Genomic DNA, 17267 nt, shown 5'->3' with positions numbered 1-17267 from the left:
TATCAGCAACTTAGCGAAAAGTGGTAAATAAAAGATCACCGAAATGTTAAGTTATTGTTGAATATGTAAATACTGGTCAACGCTTTGTCATTAATGCACCATACGCATCAGTCCATGCGCGATTTGCGCTTATCAATTTCCACTTCCTGATCCAGTTTTCAGAAACAGACGAGCATAACGTCACTATAAAACTGGAGATAATCATGGTTTCCTCAACCTCACCTGCAACGGTTCGTTCGAAAGCGGGCGCGATTTTCCGCGTCACGTCGGGCAACTTTCTTGAGCAATTCGACTTCTTTCTGTTCGGCTTTTATGCCACCTACATCGCCCACACGTTCTTCCCGGCAAGCAGTGAATTTGCGTCACTGATGATGACCTTCGCCGTCTTTGGCGCGGGCTTTCTGATGCGTCCGATCGGGGCCATTGTGCTGGGGGCTTACATTGATAAAGTGGGCCGCCGTAAAGGGCTGATCGTCACCCTGTCGATTATGGCCGCCGGAACCTTTCTGATTGTGCTGATCCCTTCTTATCAGAGCATTGGCCTTTGGGCGCCGCTACTGGTGCTGACTGGCCGCCTGTTGCAGGGCTTTTCGGCAGGCGCCGAGCTGGGCGGGGTTTCGGTTTATCTGGCGGAGATCGCCACGCCGGGCCGCAAGGGTTTCTACACCAGCTGGCAGTCGGGTAGCCAGCAGGTCGCCATTATGATCGCGGCGGCGATGGGCTTTGCGCTGAATATGGTGCTGGAAGAGAGTGCCATTCGCGAATGGGGGTGGCGTATTCCGTTCCTGTTTGGCTGTCTGATTGTGCCGTTCATCTTTTTCCTGCGCCGCAAGCTCGAAGAGACCGAGGAATTCAGCGCCCGTCGCCACCATCTGGCGATGCGTCAGGTCTTCACAACGCTGCTCGCCAACTGGCCAGTAGTCGTCGCGGGTATGCTGATGGTGGCGATGACCACCACCGCGTTTTACCTGATCACCGTTTACGCGCCGACCTTCGGTAAAAAAGTCCTGATGCTCAGCGCCTCGGACAGTCTTTTGGTCACGCTGCTGGTAGCCATTTCTAACTTCATCTGGCTACCGATTGGCGGTGCACTATCGGACCGCTTCGGACGCAAACCGGTGCTGATCGCCATGACGCTGCTGGCGCTGGCGACCAGCTATCCGGCACTGACGATGCTGGCGGCAGCCCCGAGTTTCTCAATGATGCTGACCGTGCTGCTGTGGCTCTCTTTCCTCTACGGCCTGTATAACGGCGCGATGATCCCGGCCCTGACGGAGATCATGCCAGCAGAGGTGCGTGTGGCGGGCTTCTCGCTGGCTTATAGCCTCGCAACGGCGGTCTTTGGCGGTTTCACGCCGGTGATTTCTACCGCCTTAATTGAGTACACCGGCGACAAAGCCTCCCCGGGGTACTGGATGAGCTTTGCCGCCGTTTGCGCCCTGCTGGCAACGCTTTATCTCTATCGTCGTCGCACGTTAATCCTGCAAACCACCGTTAAGGAGTGATCCCTCATGCTTACATTCAGAACGGTGATTGCCGCCCTGACCTTCGCCACCCTCAGCGCGGGCGCGCTTGCGCAGGAGGTGACGGTGATGATTTCTGGCGGCTTCAAAGCGGCGCTGGAGAAGCTGGCGCCGCAGTACGAAGCGCAAAGCGGCGACAGGCTCATTGTGGTCTCCGGCCCGTCGATGGGCAAAACACCGCAGGCCATTCCGGCCCGGCTCGCCCGGGGCGAAAAAGCGGACGTGGTGATTATGGTTGGAGATGCGCTGGCGAAACTGGAACAGGATCGCAGGACGGCGGCGGGCTCCCGCGTGGAGCTGGCGGATTCGCCCGTCGGGATGGTCGTCAAAGCGGGCGCGCCGGTGCCGGATATCAGTACGGTACCCGCCCTGCGGCAAACGCTGCTGAAGGCGCATTCCATGGCTTATTCCGACAGCGCCAGCGGCCGGTATGTTGAGAGCCAGTTGTTCCGTAAGCTGGGCATCGACGGCCAGGTCCAAAATAAAGCGCACCGGGTTGAGCGCATCCCGGTGGCGTCTGAAGTGGCAAAAGGGAAATACGATCTCGGCTTTCAGCAGGTGAGCGAGCTTCTGCCGATCCCGGGCGTGACGTTTGTGGGTAAGTTGCCTGACGACATGCAGTACATTACCCGTTTCGCCGGAGCCGTAACGCAGAAGGCCGACCATCCCGAACAGGGAAAAGCGCTGCTGGCCTTTCTCTCCTCGCCACAGGCGGCCAGCGTCATTACGGCAACGGGCTTAACGCCCGTCAGTGCACCTCGCGATACTGCTCGGTGATCAGCGTTTCGAGTTCGGCAGCAATGTAGGACTGGATCCGCCCGCGGCGGCGAATCAGCCCCACGGTTCGCCTGACCTCTGGCTCGGTTAAAGGCACCGACGTCAGCAGCGAATGCTCTGCGCGGGGCATTGACATGGCGGGAACGGCCGCAATGCCGATCCCGGCTTCAACCATCCCGAGCATAGTCGTCACGTGCCGCGTTTCGCAGATGCTGGGGCGCTCAGGCCGAATATGTCCGACCCGCTGGTCGAGAAGATTGCGGTTGCCGGAGGTCTTATCCAGACCGATATAATCCTGCTGATAAAAAGCCTGCCACGTCAGGCTTTTTCTTTTTGCAAGCGGGCTGTCTCGTCGGCAGGCGGCCACGTAGACGTCCTCCACCAGCGGGACAAACTCGATGTCGGGCTGTAAACTCCGGGCAAAGCAGATACCAAAATCCGCCTGTCCGCGGGTGACGGCCTCGATAACATTTCCGGCGCTGCTGTCGATAAGTTTAATGCGCACGCGGGGGTAACGGGACTGAAAGCGGCGGATCACATCCGGCATAAAGTAACAGGCGGCAGACGGCACCGTCGCCACGGTGATTAATCCCGTGCGCTCCTCGCTGGCCTTATCGATATCCGAAAGCATGGACTCCACGTCGACAAGCAGTTGCCCGCACCGGTCGGCAAAGGTCTGTCCATACAGAGTCAGCGTGACGCGCCGGGTGGTTCTGTCGAACAGTTTTGTCCCCAGTGCCGCCTCCAGCTTTTCAATTCTGCGACTCAACGCCGACTGGGAAAGGCAAATAGACTCCGCCGCAAGACGGAAATTGCCGTATTCCAGTAAAGCGCGGAAGGCGTAGAGATCGTTGAGGTCAAAATTGACGGGCATACTGACGGGATCCTTAAGCACGGTAGGGTAAGAAGAGATTTATCATAGCCGCGTACGACATACTTCACAAAATGAAGGGGATACCCCTAAAGCGCTATCAACCTTACGGCACATAGTGATAGTTTATGCGGGCTGGATTCCTCCTAAACAGGCTGCCAGTCTGCATGCCGCCGAAGAGGAGTGTCATACTGCTTAACAGAGTATGTTGGCATGCTAACAGCCCCTGACCTTTCCATTTTGTTCACGTGCGAGTAACGAGCAAAGCGATGATTAAGTGGCCCTGGAAAACGAACGAAGCTGGTCGAAATATGGCGCTGCCCTGGGATGAGGCTCTGGCGATCCCCGTGCTGGCGAATCTCTTGCCTGAAGAGCAATCAAAGCTGATTCAGCTGGCCGAGCGTTTTTTACAGCAAAAACGGCTGGTGCCGCTACAGGGCTTCGAACTGGATCCGCTTAAAAATTCGCGCATCGCCCTGCTCTTCTGCTTACCGGTACTGGAGCTGGGTATCGAATGGCTGGATGGCTTCCACGAAGTGCTGATCTACCCGGCGCCGTTTATCGTCGATGATGAGTGGGAGGATGACATCGGGCTGGTGCACAACCAGCGTATGGTGCAGTCCGGGCAGAGCTGGCAGCAAGGGCCGATCATCCTCAACTGGCTGGATATTCAGGACTCGTTCGATGCCTCGGGCTTCAACCTGATCATTCACGAAGTAGCGCATAAGCTGGATACCCGCAACGGCGATCGCGCCAGCGGCGTGCCGCTGATCCCGCTGCGTGAAGTCGCGGGATGGGAGCACGACCTGCACGCGGCGATGGAAAACATTCAGGATGAGATAGACCTGGTGGGTGAAAGCGCGGCCAGCATTGATGCCTATGCCGCGACCGATCCCGCCGAGTGCTTCGCGGTGCTGTCCGAGTATTTCTTTAGCGCACCTGAGCTTTTCGCCCCACGCTTCCCGGCGCTGTGGCAGCGTTTCTGCCAGTTTTACCAGCAGGATCCGCTCCAGCGTCTGCGGCAAAGTGAGGACGCAGCCAGCACCTCCTCTCATCCGTTCCACTAATGTTCAGCAGGGGTACGATCGGTCGATCGTACCCACACGCTCACCGCGAGAAACAGCAGCGCCATTCCCCATGCGGCAGTAATCAAAAACTGCTCACCGTAAAAGCGCGTCACCACGGGTACCAGCAGCGCACTGGCCCCGTACCCCAGCGTATGGCTGGTGGCGATCACCCCTGCCCCTTTGCCCGTCGTCAGCCGATCGTTGAGCAAAAGCTGGTATCCCGGCGTGGCCATGGCGGCACCCAGCGAGGTGATGACAATGCCCACGTAGAACAGGGCTAAACTGGCGAGACACATCAGCCCAAGCCCCGCCACCATCAAGACCGCGGCAATTAAGAGTAAAACCCTCGGGCTAAAATGCTGCGGGCGTACCACCAGAAACTGCGCCGCCAGGGTCGCCAGCGCGGCCAGGCTCAGCAGCAGGGCGACATGATGGCTGATTTGCACGGCATCGCCATTAAATAACGGATGAAGATGCGGCGATAAACCAAGCTGCATCAGGCTGACCAACGCCGCCAGCAGCAGCGCCAGCAGCAGGAAAGGCATCATAGAGGCCTGTAACCGCGTCGACTGGTGCGCCACCGGCGGCAGCGGGGGATCGGCGGCTTCGCGCAGCACCAGAAGCAGCGCGATAAACGGCGCCAGCGCCATCAGCCAGAGCGGTGCGACCGGGCTGACGCTGAGCATCAGCGCGGCCAGAGGCGGTCCCAGCAGACGCCCGCAGCTAAGGCCAGAGCTTATCGTTGCCAGCGCCGCCATTCTTTTATCCAGCCCCGCGCGTTGAATGGCCCACGTCTGGGCCGCAGGCACCAGCCCCGATACCGTCAGGCCGTACAGCATGCGCGACAGAACCAGGCCCGCCATTCCCCAGAGGGCATTCAGCGCGCCGTTGGCCATCGCCCAGACCACCAGCGCCATCAGGACGAAGCTCGCTAGATAGCCGCCTAACGAGGCCAGCATCACGACCTTACAGCCGTGCCGCTCGCTCTGGCGTCCCCACCAGGGCGATGCGGGTAAAAAGAGCATCGAGCCGAACATCAGCAGCCCGGCCCAGACGGAGAGCGACAGTCCGGTCAGGGAGACCAGCTGCGGCAGCATGACCAGCAAACCGTTTTGTCCGATACCCAATAAACCGGTGCCCAGTGCAAGGGGCCAGTTTGCCTTCGGGGCCATATTGTCAGTGATGTTCTCAGTACAGGTGCGCATAGAATTGTGAAGATAATGTCAATAAATGTGTGGAAATTATGAAGTTTATGAAAACAAATATTGCAAAAATAGTTGCGACTGTAAACAGAATGAATATCATAACGAGAATTATTATCAGTCATGGAATGAGGTACATCTATGCGTGCTCTGCCCCGCTCCGCCGGTACAGATGTTGCGGCCCAGTGTTTTTTGAACGCGCTGCTGCGTGAAACGAAGGACTGGCACTATCTTCCCGCAACCCGTGCGGATGAGTTATCGCAGATACATATCCCGCTCTCCCCAACCCAGGCCATCCGGGTTCCGGTACGCTATTTCTCCCCCACGCAGCATCACCAGTATTGTTTCCCGGCCACGCTGATTCAGGCCGACAGCGACGGCGGTGACACGGTCACATTCCATCAACTGATTGATTTCATTATTGAAAAAGAGACAGTAAAAGGCGCTCTGGATGGCGATACGCTGGCCCGCTTTAAGCAGCGCGTCCTGGAGAGCCATACGCACACCTGGCAGGCCATTGATTTACGCCACAACTGGGCAAACCTGCGCGATAAGCCGCTGACCTTTGCCGAAGCGGAACAGGCGCTGCTGGTCGGCCATGCTTTTCATCCTGCCCCAAAGTCGCACGAGCCGTTTAACGAGGCCGAGGCGCGCCGCTATCTGCCGGATTTCGCCTCGAGCTTCCCGCTGCGCTGGTTTGCGGTTGAGCATGAACTGATTGCCGGGGAAAGTCTGAACGTCTCCCTGCGTGAACGTCTGCTGCGCTTCGCGGCCCAGAGTGCGCCGGATCTTCTCGGCCACTTCACCGACACCCGCTGGCTGCTGCCGATGCATCCGTGGCAGGCTGCCTATTTGCTGGAGCAGTCGTGGTGCCAGCGTCTGGTTGAAAAAGGCGCCCTGCGGGATCTTGGCGAGGCGGGCGCACAGTGGCTGCCTACCAGCTCTTCCCGCTCGCTGTACAGCGAAACCAATAGCGACATGATTAAGTTTTCCCTCAGCGTGCGGCTGACCAACTCCGTGCGCACGCTGTCGGTCAAAGAAGTTAAGCGCGGCATGCGCCTGGCGCGGCTGGCGAAAACGGCACGCTGGCAGGAACTCCAGGCGCGCTACCCGACCATGCGCGTGATGCAGGAAGACGGCTGGGCCGGGCTGCGCGATGAAAGCGGCGTCATTCAGGAAGAGAGCCTGATGGCCCTGCGCGTCAACCTGCTGTTTGATACGCCAGATACCCAAACCAACGTGCTGGTGAGCCTGACCCAGGCGGCACCGGACGGCGGCGACAGCCTGCTGGCGGCAGCGGTGCGCCGTCTGAGCCAGCGTCTGGATCTCCCGCTCGCCCAGGCCGCGCGCTGCTGGCTGGACGCCTACTGCGACCGCGTATTGCTTCCGCTGTTCAGCGCCGAGGCGGACTACGGTCTGGTCCTGCTGGCGCACCAGCAAAATATCCTCGTTGAGATGCAGCAGGATTTCCCCGTTGGGCTGATCTACCGCGATTGTCAGGGCAGCGCCTGGACCGAAGGGGCCGACGCGTGGCTGAAAGAGGCAGGTGAAACCGAGGTGGAAAACCGCTTCGGTGAGAGCCAGCTGCTGCGCTACTTCCCTTATTACCTGCTGCTGAACTCTACCCTTGCCGTCACCGCCGCGCTCGCCGCTGCCGGCTTCGACAGCGAAGAGAACCTGATGCCCCGCGTGCGTGACGCGCTGGCCAAACTGCGCATGACGGCGAAGCAGACCCGCTGCCTTGATTATGTGCTCGACAGCCCGACCTGGAACTGCAAAGGCAACTTCTTCTGCTACCTGCACGATCGCAACGAAAACACCATCGTCGATCCGGCGGTGATCTATTTCGACTTTAGCAACCCGTTTTATAAGGAGAAGGCGTGATGGCAAACGCGAATATCGTCCATTCCGGCTACGGCTTTCGCTGTACGGCCACGGAACAAAACCTGCCGCTGACGCTGGGTCTTGACGGCAGCGCGGTCCTTGCGCGTCTGGCCGGGCTCCCGGACGGCTGGCTGGTGGACGCCCTCGACCAGCTGTTTGTTGCCGCACCCGCCCTGACCGGCATTACCCTGTCGTGGGCCGCCTGGCAGGATGAACCTCAGGCGCAGGCGCTGTTTAGCCTCGCAAACGGGGATTATCTGGCGCGCGAAATATTCTGGCAGCTGCCGCTGTGGCTGAAAGGCGAACGTCCGCAGACGAGCGGCGGAATGCAGTTTGATGAAAGCCGTCAGCTGTACTTCCCGCTGCGCCCTCATCGTCCGCAGGGCGAAGTGTATCGCCGTTACGATCCGCAGATTAAGCGCACCCTGAGCTTCCGCGTGGCGGACGTGGCGCTGGACGGCGAGCGTTTTACCCGCTGGATGAACACCCCACGCGTGAACGCCTTCTGGGAGATGGCGGGCCCGCAGGCCGAGCAGGAAAACTACCTGCGCCGTCAGCTCGACTCGACCTATTGTTACCCGGTGATCGGCTGTTTTGACGACCAGCCGTTCGGCTATTTTGAACTCTACTGGGCGGCGGAAGACCGCATTGGCCGCCACTACCGCTGGCAGCCGTTTGACCGCGGGCTACATATGCTGGTGGGCGAAGAGAACTGGCGCGGGGCGCAGTATATCCGCAGCTGGCTGCGTGGCCTCAGCCACTATCTGTATCTCGATGAACCGCGTACGGCGCGCATTGTGGCGGAACCGCGCTTCGACAACCAGCGTCTGTTCCGCCATCTGGCGCCCGCCGGTTTTGACACGGTGAAAGAGTTCGACTTCCCGCACAAACGCTCCCGACTCATCATGAGCGAGCGGCACCGCTTCTTCCATGAGGTGGAACTGTGAACGCGCTCTGGCAGAAAGTGAACCGCGAGATGGTGGCGAAGATCCTCGCTGAACTGGAATATGAACGCACCCTGCGCGCCGAGCCGGTTTCGGCGGACTACTGGCGCATCAGTATGGGCAACGCGACCTGGCAGTTTAGCGCCACGCGTGGGATCTGGGGCTGGCTGCATATTGACCCTGATACCCTGACCACCGCCAGCGGCGCGGCGGTCGAAGCGGAAAACGCGCTGCTGCAACTGGCCACCGTGCTGGAGATGAGCGACGCGCAAACGGCGGAGCACATGGAAGATCTCTACGCCACGCTGCGGGGCGACATGCAGCTGTTGCAGGCGCGTGACACGCTGGATGCCGATGCGCTGATCCACCTCGACCCGGACGAACTACAGTGCCTGATGCGCGGTCACCCGAAGTTTATTTTCAACAAGGGACGCCGCGGCTGGGGGCTGGATGCCCTGCGCCTGTACGCGCCGGAATATCGCGGGCGTTTTCGTCTGCACTGGGTCGCCGTGCAACGCGATCGTCTGGTCTGGAGCAGTGACGCCGATTGCGATATCAACACCCTGCTCGCCAGCGCCATGGACGATGCCGAGCGCAACCGATTCGACGCCCGTTGGCAGGAACTGGATCTGGACGACAGCTGGCTGCCGGTGCCGCTGCATCCGTGGCAGTGGCAGCAAAAAATTGCCATTCATTTCCTGGCACAGCTCGCGCGCGGTGAGATGGTGGAGCTGGGAGAGTTCGGCGATGAGTATCTGGCGCAGCAGTCCCTGCGCACGCTGACCAACGCCAGCCGTCCCGCGCCGTATGACATCAAGCTGCCGCTGACCATCTACAACACTTCCTGCTACCGCGGTATTCCGGGCAAGTATATTGCCGCCGGTCCGCTGGCCTCGCGCTGGCTACAGCAGCAGTTCGCCAGCGATGCCACGCTGATTCACTCCGGGGCGCAGGTGCTTGGCGAACCCGCAGCCGGATATCTGTCGCATCCGGGTTATGCCGCATTGCCTGAGGCGCCGTACCGCTATCAGGAGATGCTGGGGGTGATCTGGCGCGAGAACCCATCCTGCTATTTACAGGATGGCGAACAGGCGGTGCTGATGGCCGCGCTGATGGAAACCGATAACGACGGGCGCCCGCTGATTGACGCATGGATCAAACGCTCGGGGTTAACCGCTGACGCATGGCTGGAAAAGCTGTTTGAGGCGACGGTGATCCCCTTCTATCACCTGCTCTGCCGCTACGGGGTGGCGCTCATCGCCCACGGCCAGAACGTCACGCTGGTGATGAAAGATTACGTCCCACAGCGCATTCTGCTGAAGGATTTCCAGGGCGACATGCGCCTGGTGGACGAGGATTTCCCGCAGGCGCAGAGCCTGCCGGAGCAGGTAAAAGCCGTCACCGCACGCCTCAGTGCGGATTACATCATCCACGACCTGCAAACCGGCAACTTTGTCACGGTGCTGCGCTTTATTTCCCGTCTCACTCTGCAATGCGGCGTGAGCGAAACCCGCTTCTATCAGATCCTGGCGCAGGTGTTACGTCGCTATATGGCCGCCCATCCGGATCTTGCGGCGCGCTTCGCGAAGTTCGACCTGTTTAAGCCGCAGATTATTCGCGTGATCCTCAACCCGGTCAAACTGACCTTCTCTGAACACGACGGCGGCAGCCGCATGCTGCCGAACTACGTCTGCGATCTTGATAACCCTCTTTTTCTGGTCTCCCAGGAGTCAGCGCAATGAAAACCTATGATTTCATCGGCATTGGTATCGGTCCGTTCAACCTCAGTATTGCCGCGCTAGCAGAGGGGCTGGACGGTTTTAGCTCGCTGTTTCTTGAACGCAAGCCGCACTTCTCCTGGCACCCGGGAATGATGGTACCGGACTGCCACATGCAGACCAGCTTCCTTAAGGATCTGGTCAGCGCCGTGGAGCCAACCAACCGCCACAGCTTCCTGAACTACCTGGTACAGCGCAAAAAGTTCTACCGTTTCCTCACTACCGAGCAGCGCACCGTCTCGCGCGAGGAGTTTGCCGACTACCTGTGCTGGGCGGCGGATAACCTGACTAATCTGGCCTTCAGCCAGCAGGTGCAGCAGGTCAGCTTTGATGAGCAAAACGGTCTGTTTGAGGTCGTGACCCAGCGGGATCGCTTCCTGGCGCGCCACGTCTGCGTGGGGATTGGGAAGCAGATCAATCTGCCAGACTGCGTCACCGCGCAGGACGACACCTGCTTCCATGCCAGCGAAATGATGCTGCGCACGCCGGATTTAGCAGGCAAGCGCGTCACCGTCGTCGGCGGCGGCCAGAGCGGTGCGGATCTGTTTTTGAATATCTTCCGTGGGGAATGGGGCCAGCCGCTGAGCCTCAACTGGATCTCGCGTCGCAACAACTACAACGCGCTGGATGAAGCCGCGTTTGCTAACGAGTATTTCACGCCGGAGTATGTGGACAGCTTCTCCACCCTCGGTGACGACGCCCGTCGCCAGATGTTGCAGGAGCAGAAGATGACCTCCGACGGGATCACCACGGAGTCGCTGCTGGCCATCTATCGTGCCATGTATCACCGCTTCGAAGTGCTGCGGGAAAAACCCTGGGCGCACCTGATGCCGTCCCGCTCGGTGACGGCGCTGACGCGCCAGGAGAACGGGCAGCGCCTGAGCATCCAGCATCACCTGGACGGCGGTCGCGAACAGCTGGAGAGCGACGTGGTGATTTTCGCCACCGGCTACCGCGCCGTGCAGCCAGCGTTTCTCGCCCCGCTCTCATCCCGACTGCGTCTGGATGAGGATGAAGCCTTCTGCATCAACAACGATTTTACCCTTGAATGGGACGGCCCGCAGAGCAACCGCCTGTTTGCCGTCAATGCCGGGATGCACCGTCTCGGTATTGCCGAACCCCAGCTCAGCCTGATGGCCTGGCGCGCGGCGCGAATTCTGAATCGCGCTCACGATGACGAGCCGTTTGAACTGGCAACCACCCCCGGCGTGATCCACTGGCGGAGCACCACCAGCCCGGAGAGCAGCCAGGTTTTTAAATCATTAATGAAGACCACCGAGTACTGACACACACATTCAGGATCAACATAACAATGAAACGTTCTCATCTTTGGGTTTTAAATCCGTGCTTACTTGCCATGCTTTCTACCTCTGCGTGGGCGGAAGAACAAAAGGAAGAAGATATTGTGGTCTCTGCCAGCCGGGCACATCGCAGCGTGGCAGAGATGGCGCAAACCACCTGGGTTATAGAGCGGGCGGAAATTGAGCAGCAGGTTCAGGGCGGGAAAGAGATTAAAGAGGTGCTGGCCCAGCTGATCCCCGGCATGGACGTCAGCAGCCAGGGACGTACCAACTACGGCATGAACCTGCGCGGTCGCTCCATGATGGTGATGGTGGACGGCGTACGTCTGAACTCGTCCCGCAGCGACAGCCGCCAGCTCGACTCTATCGATCCGTTCAACATTGACCGTATCGAAGTCATTTCCGGCGCCACCTCGCTGTACGGCGGCGGCAGTACCGGCGGGCTGGTGAACATCGTCACCAAAAAAGGCCAGCCGGAGACCGAAGTGGAGTTCCAGACCGGGGCAAAAAGCGGGTTTAACAGCCATAACGACCATGATGAGAACGTCTCCGCAGCCGTGAGCGGCGGCAACGACAACGCCTCTGGACGTCTGTCGGTCTCCTATCAGCGCTACGGCGGCTGGTATGACGGCAACGGCGACGAGGTGATTATCGATAACACCCAGACCGGCTTGCAGTATTCCGACCGTATCGACGTGATGGGAACGGGCACCATCAACATCGACGATCATCAGCAGCTCCAGTTAACCACCCAGTACTACAAGAGCGAATCCGACGGCAAACACGGGCTGTTCCTCGGAGAGAATTTCGCTGCGGTCACGGGCGATGCCAAAGCCTATAACAAAGACAACCTGGACTCTGACCGTATCCCGGGCACAGAGCGTCACCTGATCAACCTGCAGTACTCGAACACTGACTTCTGGGGGCAGGATCTGGTTGCGCAGATTTACTACCGTGATGAGAGCCTGACCTACTACCCGTTCCCGACGCTGAGCAAAGGCGCGGTGACCAGCATTGGCGCGTCCCAGCAGAAAACCGATTTTTACGGCGGCAAGCTGACGCTGAACAGCAAGCCGATGAATGACCTGACCCTCACCTGGGGTGTGGATGCCGATCACGAAACGTTCGACGCCAACCAGCAGTTCTTCGACTTAAGCAAAGCGGCGGCGAGCGGCGGCATGGAGCTGGACAACGCCTACAACGTGGGCCGTTACCCGGGATACAGCATTACCAACCTCGCGCCGTTCCTGCAAGCCAGCTATGACATTGACGCTATCACCCTGAGCGGCGGCGTGCGCTACCAGTACACCGAAAACAAGGTGGACGATTTTGTCGGTTACGCCCAGCAGCAGGCAATCGCCACGGGCAAAGCCACCTCCGCTGACGCGGTGCCGGGCGGGAAAACCGACTACAACAACTTCCTGTTTAACGCCGGGATCCTTGGACGTCTGACCGAACAGCAACAGCTGTGGTTTAACTTCTCCCAGGGCTTCGAAATTCCGGACCTGGCGAAGTACTACGGCTCCGGCACCTATCAGCTGGTCGATGGTCACTATCGCCTGCAAAACAGCGTGAACGTGAACGACTCAACGCTGGATGGTATTAAGGTCAATGCTTACGAGCTGGGCTGGCGCTTCACCGGCGATAACCTGCGTACCCAGGTGGCGGCCTACTACTCGCTCTCGGATAAAACCATCACCATCAACAAGAGCGACATGACCATCAACCTGGAAGACGACAAACGTCGTATCTACGGGATTGAAGGCCAGGTGGATTATTTCTTCACCGACAGCGACTGGAGCACCGGGGCGAACTTTAACGCCATCAAGTCCGAAACGCGTGAAAACGGGAAATGGGAGAAGCTGACGGTCGACAGCGCCAGCCCGTCGAAAGCCAGCGCATGGGTGAACTGGGCGCCGGGCGACTGGGCCCTGCGCGTGCAGAGCACACAAACCTTCGACGTGTCTGACGCCGACGGTAAGAAGATTGATGGCTATAACACCGTTGATTTCCTGGGCAGCTACGCCCTGCCGGTGGGCAAAGTCAGCTTCAGCGTGGAGAACCTGCTGGACAAAGACTACACCACCGCCTGGGGCCAGCGCGCACCGGGGCTGTATAGTCCAACCTACGGTGCACCGGGTCTTTATACTTATAAAGGCCGTGGACGTACGTTTGGTCTGAACTACTCCGTTCTGTTCTGATCCTGCGCGCCGCCTGTCTGCGGGCGGCGCGATTTGCTGTGCAATTTGAAAGCAAATTTGCTATTAAATCATCGGTTTGCTGAAATTGTCGGCAAACGAACAAAAACGGTGTTTTCCCCTTTGACAAGGCGCACGCAGGTCGATAATATGCGCCTCGTTCACACGATTCCTCTGTAGTTCAGTCGGTAGAACGGCGGACTGTTAATCCGTATGTCACTGGTTCGAGTCCAGTCAGAGGAGCCAAATTTGAAAAGCCTGCTTTTAAAGCAGGCTTTTTGCTTTTGTGGGTTCGGTAAATTTGCCGGGTGGCGGCTGCGCCTTACCCGGCCTACTGATTAGCGACTAAATCTGATAATCAATCGCCACTTCTTCCGGTTCCATCACCTGGCGTTTGATCTCATCCACGGACAGCCCTGCATTGCACAACTCGATAAATCGCCACACGTAGTTGCGCTGAAGCTGCCCGCGCTTTAGCCCCAGCCAGACGGTATTCGCGTCGAAAAGATGACGCGTATCCAGGCGCACCAGATTTCCGGCTTCATATTCTCCGCCAGACTGCTCGGCCACCAGGCCAATCCCCAGCCCTAACTCGACGTAGGTTTTGATCACGTCGGAATCCTGTGCGCTCAGCACCACGTCCGGTGTGAGCCCTTTACGCTTGAACGCTTCATCAATGCGCGAGCGTCCGGTAATGCCCTGCCGGTAGGTAATCAGCGGCCATTTGACGATCTCTTCCAGCGTCAACGGCGAAACCTGATTCAGCGGGTGATCGGCGGGTAACAGCAGGCTGTGATGCCAGCGGAACCACGGGAACGCCACCAGCAGCGGGTCGTTGCTCAGCCGTTCACTGGCGATACCAATATCTGCCCCACCGTTATGCAGCAGCACTTCGATTTCCTGCGGCGTGCCCTGGATCAGTTCCAGACGTACGTCCGGGAAGATCTCACGAAATGCTTTGATAACGGTCGGAAGACTGTAGCGCGCCTGCGTATGGGTGGTGGCGATTGTCAGCACACCTGACGCGTCGTTGGTAAAGAGATCTGCCAGCCGACGAACGTTGCTGGCCTCGTTGAGAATGCGCTCAGCGATGGTCAGCAATGCCTTGCCTGGCTCCGTCATGCCCAGCAGGCGCTTGCCGCGACGGATAAAAATCTCAATGCCTAACTCCTCCTCAAGCTCGCGGATATGTCGGCTGACGCCTGACTGGGAGGTGTAAAGCATGTTGGCGACCTCGGTCAGGTTGTAATCCCGCCTGGCCGCCTCACGAATAATTTTAAGTTGCTGGAAATTCACGATTCACTCCGGCGCATCTGACATAAGGCTATTGTTAGAGTCAGCCGGGCTGAAGAACAAATAATAAAAACCAGCATCTTATGCTTATTTGGAATATCAGCTGACCAGTTGCAGCTCGCGATTTTCCAGCGACGGCTTACTGACCAGAGACATCAGGATCTCTTTCACCGCCTGCGCCTGCGGTGACAGGGAGCCGCGCGCGGACATATTCAACGACAGCGGTAAGCTCATGGATGGCGTGGTGATGCGGGCCATCCAGCCATTCGCCGCGCTGCACAGTGAACGTGCGGCAGACTCGGGCAGTACCGTTACCCCCATGCCGCTGGCAATGGCGGCAGTCAGCGTGGAGATGGAATCAATCTCCCCGATAATCTTCGCCGTCAGACGGCGCAGCGAGAACGCTTCGTCAACGCGAACGCGCACGGCGCTGTAGTCGCGCGGCAGGAACAGGTTCATCTCTGCCACGGCGGTTAAATCAATGCTCTGGCCGGGGCAATCACGGGTCCCGACCAGATAAAGATCTTCCTTCAGCAGCGGCTGGCTGGTGATCCCGGCAACCGGTGAGCGATCGTACAGCACCGCCATATCCAGCTGACCGTTGAGCAGTTTGTCATTGAGCACGGAACCACTGTTCTCATGCAGATAAACCAGCACTTCCGGTAGCTCCGCGCGCACCGCCTGAAGCAGCGGCATGGTTACCGACGATGCGGCCGTTCCCGGCGCCAGGCCGATGGAGACATTCCCGCTCAGGGTCTGACCTACGTTGTGCACGGCCAGTTGCGCCTGTTCGCACTGACGCAGGATCGTACGGGCATGGGTATATAAAATTTTTCCCGCTTCGGTAGGCGTTACGCCGCGCTTGGTGCGGATCAACAGTTGCTGGTCCATTTCGCCTTCCAGAGTCGCGACCTGCTGGCTCAGCGCAGGCTGCGCGATATGCAGCACTTCAGCCGCCTGGGTCAGGCTGCCGATATCGACGATTTTTACGAAGTATTTCAGTCGTCTTAAGTTCATGTTGCCCCCTGTTCGAAAATAGCGTGCCGGTAACGGCTGTGTTGTTAAACAGGTTTTGCAATATGGATGCCAGGTTTTGGCAGCGAATAAATATCTTTGCTAAGCGGCTGAAAATAAGGAAAGCCAATCGCTGGTGCCTGTTTTCAGACAGTGACAACGGATTCCGATCTGCCCCATTCGGGGTATATCTGCACAATAATGGTGCATTCCGTTGGCAAAAACGTCAGTTTGCTGTTTTTGTCAGCAAACAGTCTAAAGTCGGCGATCCATCCTTTGACAAGGCGTACGCAGGTCGATAATATGCGCCCCGTTCACACGATTCCTCTGTAGTTCAGTCGGTAGAACGGCGGACTGTTAATCCGTATGTCACTGGTTCGAGTCCAGTCAGAGGAGCCAAATTTGAAAAGCCTGCTTTTAAAGCAGGCTTTTTGCTTTTCTGCGTTTGGTAAGTTTGTCGGGTGGCGCTCTGCTTACCCGACCTACGGTCCTGTAGGCCCGGTAAGCGCAACGCCACCGGGCATTGCAAGCCTCACCGGCATCCCCGACCGCCGTTCCAGCTCAGCGCCCGCCCCTTCACTTATCAGCTGCGTCCTTTGCGCGGCCGAAATGGGCAGCGGCACTTTTCGGGTTGATTCAAATTCCGCGCGATTGCGTGAAAGCGGCTCGTGAACCTCTACCCAGCGGCTACCATCCGGCTCGGTGGTCACTTTTACGGGCTGATCGATAAGCTGTACCCGCGTCCCCACCGAAACGTTATCGAACAGGTATTTGATATCGTTATTACGCAGGCGAATGCAGCCCTGGCTGACGCGCAGGCCAATGCCGAAATTTGAGTTGGTACCGTGGATCGCGTACAGCCTGCCGATATAAAGGGCATACAGCCCCATCGGGTTATCCGGCCCGGCGGGCACGAACGCGGGCAACGTTTTCCCCTCTTTCGCGTAAGCGCGTCGCGTGTTTGGTGTGGGTGACCAGGTTGGGCCTTCCTGCTTGCGCTCAACGGCGGTTACCCAGTTACGCGGCGTTTCGCGCCCGGCCTGACCAATGCCAATAGGCAGCACCTCAACCGTGTTGCTGCCGGGTGGATAATAGTAAAGACGCATTTCCGCGACGTTCACCACAATCCCTTCACGCACGGTTGGCGGCAGAATAAGCTGCTGCGGCACCACCAGCGCTGTACCGGCACGTGGTAAAAACGGATCTACCCCCGGGTTAGCTTCCAGCATATTGCTTAACCCTTGCCCGTGCTGCGCTGCAAACGCTTCGAGCGGCAGGGTATTGCCTTCAGGTACGGTGACAGTTATCGGCGCTCCCACCAGGCGGCTCCCCTCGGGAGGGAGTGGGTAGGTTACAGCAGATGCAGCGGGAACCAGTATACAAAGCGTAAAAACGAACGCGGCAAATCGAATCAT

At 58.5% G+C, this 17267-nt stretch carries 13 protein-coding genes and 2 tRNA genes; 10 read left to right on the top strand and 5 right to left on the bottom strand.

The features are described 5' to 3' along the window. Positions 1-203: 203 nt before the first annotated feature. Both ACOT0L_RS00995 and ACOT0L_RS00990 read left to right on the top strand, forming a co-directional pair. On the top strand, positions 204-1505 hold the full coding sequence (locus ACOT0L_RS00995) for an MFS transporter (RefSeq protein WP_126503792.1): 1302 nt from the start codon (positions 204-206) through the stop codon (positions 1503-1505). 6 nt (positions 1506-1511) lie between these two features. Then, complete coding sequence (locus ACOT0L_RS00990; protein WP_126503794.1) at positions 1512-2300, top strand: substrate-binding domain-containing protein; 789 nt, start codon at positions 1512-1514, stop codon at positions 2298-2300. On the opposite strand, the gene ACOT0L_RS00985 is transcribed toward ACOT0L_RS00990, so the two are convergent. Continuing rightward, positions 2272-3174, bottom strand: coding sequence for a LysR family transcriptional regulator (locus tag ACOT0L_RS00985; RefSeq protein WP_023300505.1), 903 nt, complete (start codon positions 3172-3174; stop codon positions 2272-2274). The genes ACOT0L_RS00990 and ACOT0L_RS00985 overlap by 29 nt on opposite strands. Before the next feature lie 266 nt (positions 3175-3440). Here ACOT0L_RS00985 and mtfA point away from each other — a divergent pair, with 266 nt between their 5' ends. Continuing rightward, complete coding sequence (gene mtfA, locus ACOT0L_RS00980; RefSeq protein ID WP_022648578.1) at positions 3441-4238, top strand: DgsA anti-repressor MtfA; 798 nt, start codon at positions 3441-3443, stop codon at positions 4236-4238. Here the strand turns inward: mtfA and ACOT0L_RS00975 are convergent. Continuing rightward, positions 4235-5443 (bottom strand): MFS transporter, encoded by a 1209-nt coding sequence (locus ACOT0L_RS00975; RefSeq protein ID WP_126503799.1) that lies wholly within the window; start codon positions 5441-5443, stop codon positions 4235-4237. The genes mtfA and ACOT0L_RS00975 overlap by 4 nt on opposite strands. A gap of 138 nt (positions 5444-5581) precedes the next feature. On the opposite strand from ACOT0L_RS00975, the gene ACOT0L_RS00970 reads away from it, so the two are divergent. The 6 genes from ACOT0L_RS00970 (at position 5582) to ACOT0L_RS00945 (ending at position 13791) form a co-directional block, all read left to right on the top strand. Next, on the top strand, positions 5582-7324 hold the full coding sequence (locus tag ACOT0L_RS00970) for an IucA/IucC family protein (protein WP_126503801.1): 1743 nt from the start codon (positions 5582-5584) through the stop codon (positions 7322-7324). Further along, positions 7324-8271 (top strand): GNAT family N-acetyltransferase, encoded by a 948-nt coding sequence (locus ACOT0L_RS00965; RefSeq protein ID WP_421637243.1) that lies wholly within the window; start codon positions 7324-7326, stop codon positions 8269-8271. Before ACOT0L_RS00970 ends, ACOT0L_RS00965 begins: the two co-directional genes overlap by 1 nt. Further along, positions 8268-10010, top strand: a complete 1743-nt coding sequence (gene iucC / locus ACOT0L_RS00960) for an IucA/IucC family protein (protein ID WP_126503805.1) — start codon at positions 8268-8270, stop codon at positions 10008-10010. The genes ACOT0L_RS00965 and iucC overlap by 4 nt, the downstream gene beginning before the upstream one ends. Beyond that, complete coding sequence (locus tag ACOT0L_RS00955) at positions 10007-11332, top strand: lysine N(6)-hydroxylase/L-ornithine N(5)-oxygenase family protein (RefSeq protein ID WP_023306541.1); 1326 nt, start codon at positions 10007-10009, stop codon at positions 11330-11332. Before iucC ends, ACOT0L_RS00955 begins: the two co-directional genes overlap by 4 nt. A gap of 26 nt (positions 11333-11358) precedes the next feature. Continuing rightward, positions 11359-13548: a TonB-dependent siderophore receptor gene (locus ACOT0L_RS00950; protein ID WP_126503807.1), complete on the top strand. Its 2190-nt coding sequence runs from the start codon at positions 11359-11361 to the stop codon at positions 13546-13548. Between the two features lie 167 nt (positions 13549-13715). After that, a tRNA-Asn gene (locus ACOT0L_RS00945) sits at positions 13716-13791 on the top strand. 99 nt (positions 13792-13890) lie between these two features. Here ACOT0L_RS00945 and cbl read toward each other — a convergent pair. Together cbl and nac are read right to left on the bottom strand one after the other, a co-directional pair. Further along, the gene (cbl, locus tag ACOT0L_RS00940; protein WP_003859532.1) at positions 13891-14841 is read right to left on the bottom strand and encodes an HTH-type transcriptional regulator Cbl; all 951 of its coding nucleotides are present in this window, start codon (positions 14839-14841) and stop codon (positions 13891-13893) included. Positions 14842-14937: 96 nt separating this feature from the next. Next, complete coding sequence (gene nac, locus ACOT0L_RS00935) at positions 14938-15855, bottom strand: nitrogen assimilation transcriptional regulator NAC (RefSeq protein ID WP_022648585.1); 918 nt, start codon at positions 15853-15855, stop codon at positions 14938-14940. A 320-nt stretch (positions 15856-16175) separates the two neighbouring features. On the opposite strand from nac, the gene ACOT0L_RS00930 reads away from it, so the two are divergent. Beyond that, positions 16176-16251, top strand: a tRNA-Asn gene (locus tag ACOT0L_RS00930). Between the two features lie 83 nt (positions 16252-16334). On the opposite strand, the gene ldtA is transcribed toward ACOT0L_RS00930, so the two are convergent. Next, positions 16335-17267, bottom strand: coding sequence for a L,D-transpeptidase (gene ldtA / locus ACOT0L_RS00925; protein WP_126490801.1), 933 nt, complete (start codon positions 17265-17267; stop codon positions 16335-16337).

Source organism: Enterobacter cloacae complex sp. XAL002, assembly GCF_049236805.1.
In the GTDB taxonomy this organism is placed as follows: Bacteria; Pseudomonadota; Gammaproteobacteria; order Enterobacterales; family Enterobacteriaceae; genus Enterobacter; species Enterobacter intestinihominis.
Note: the sequence above shows the minus strand (reverse complement) of the source record. Positions and strands in the feature narration are given on the sequence as shown.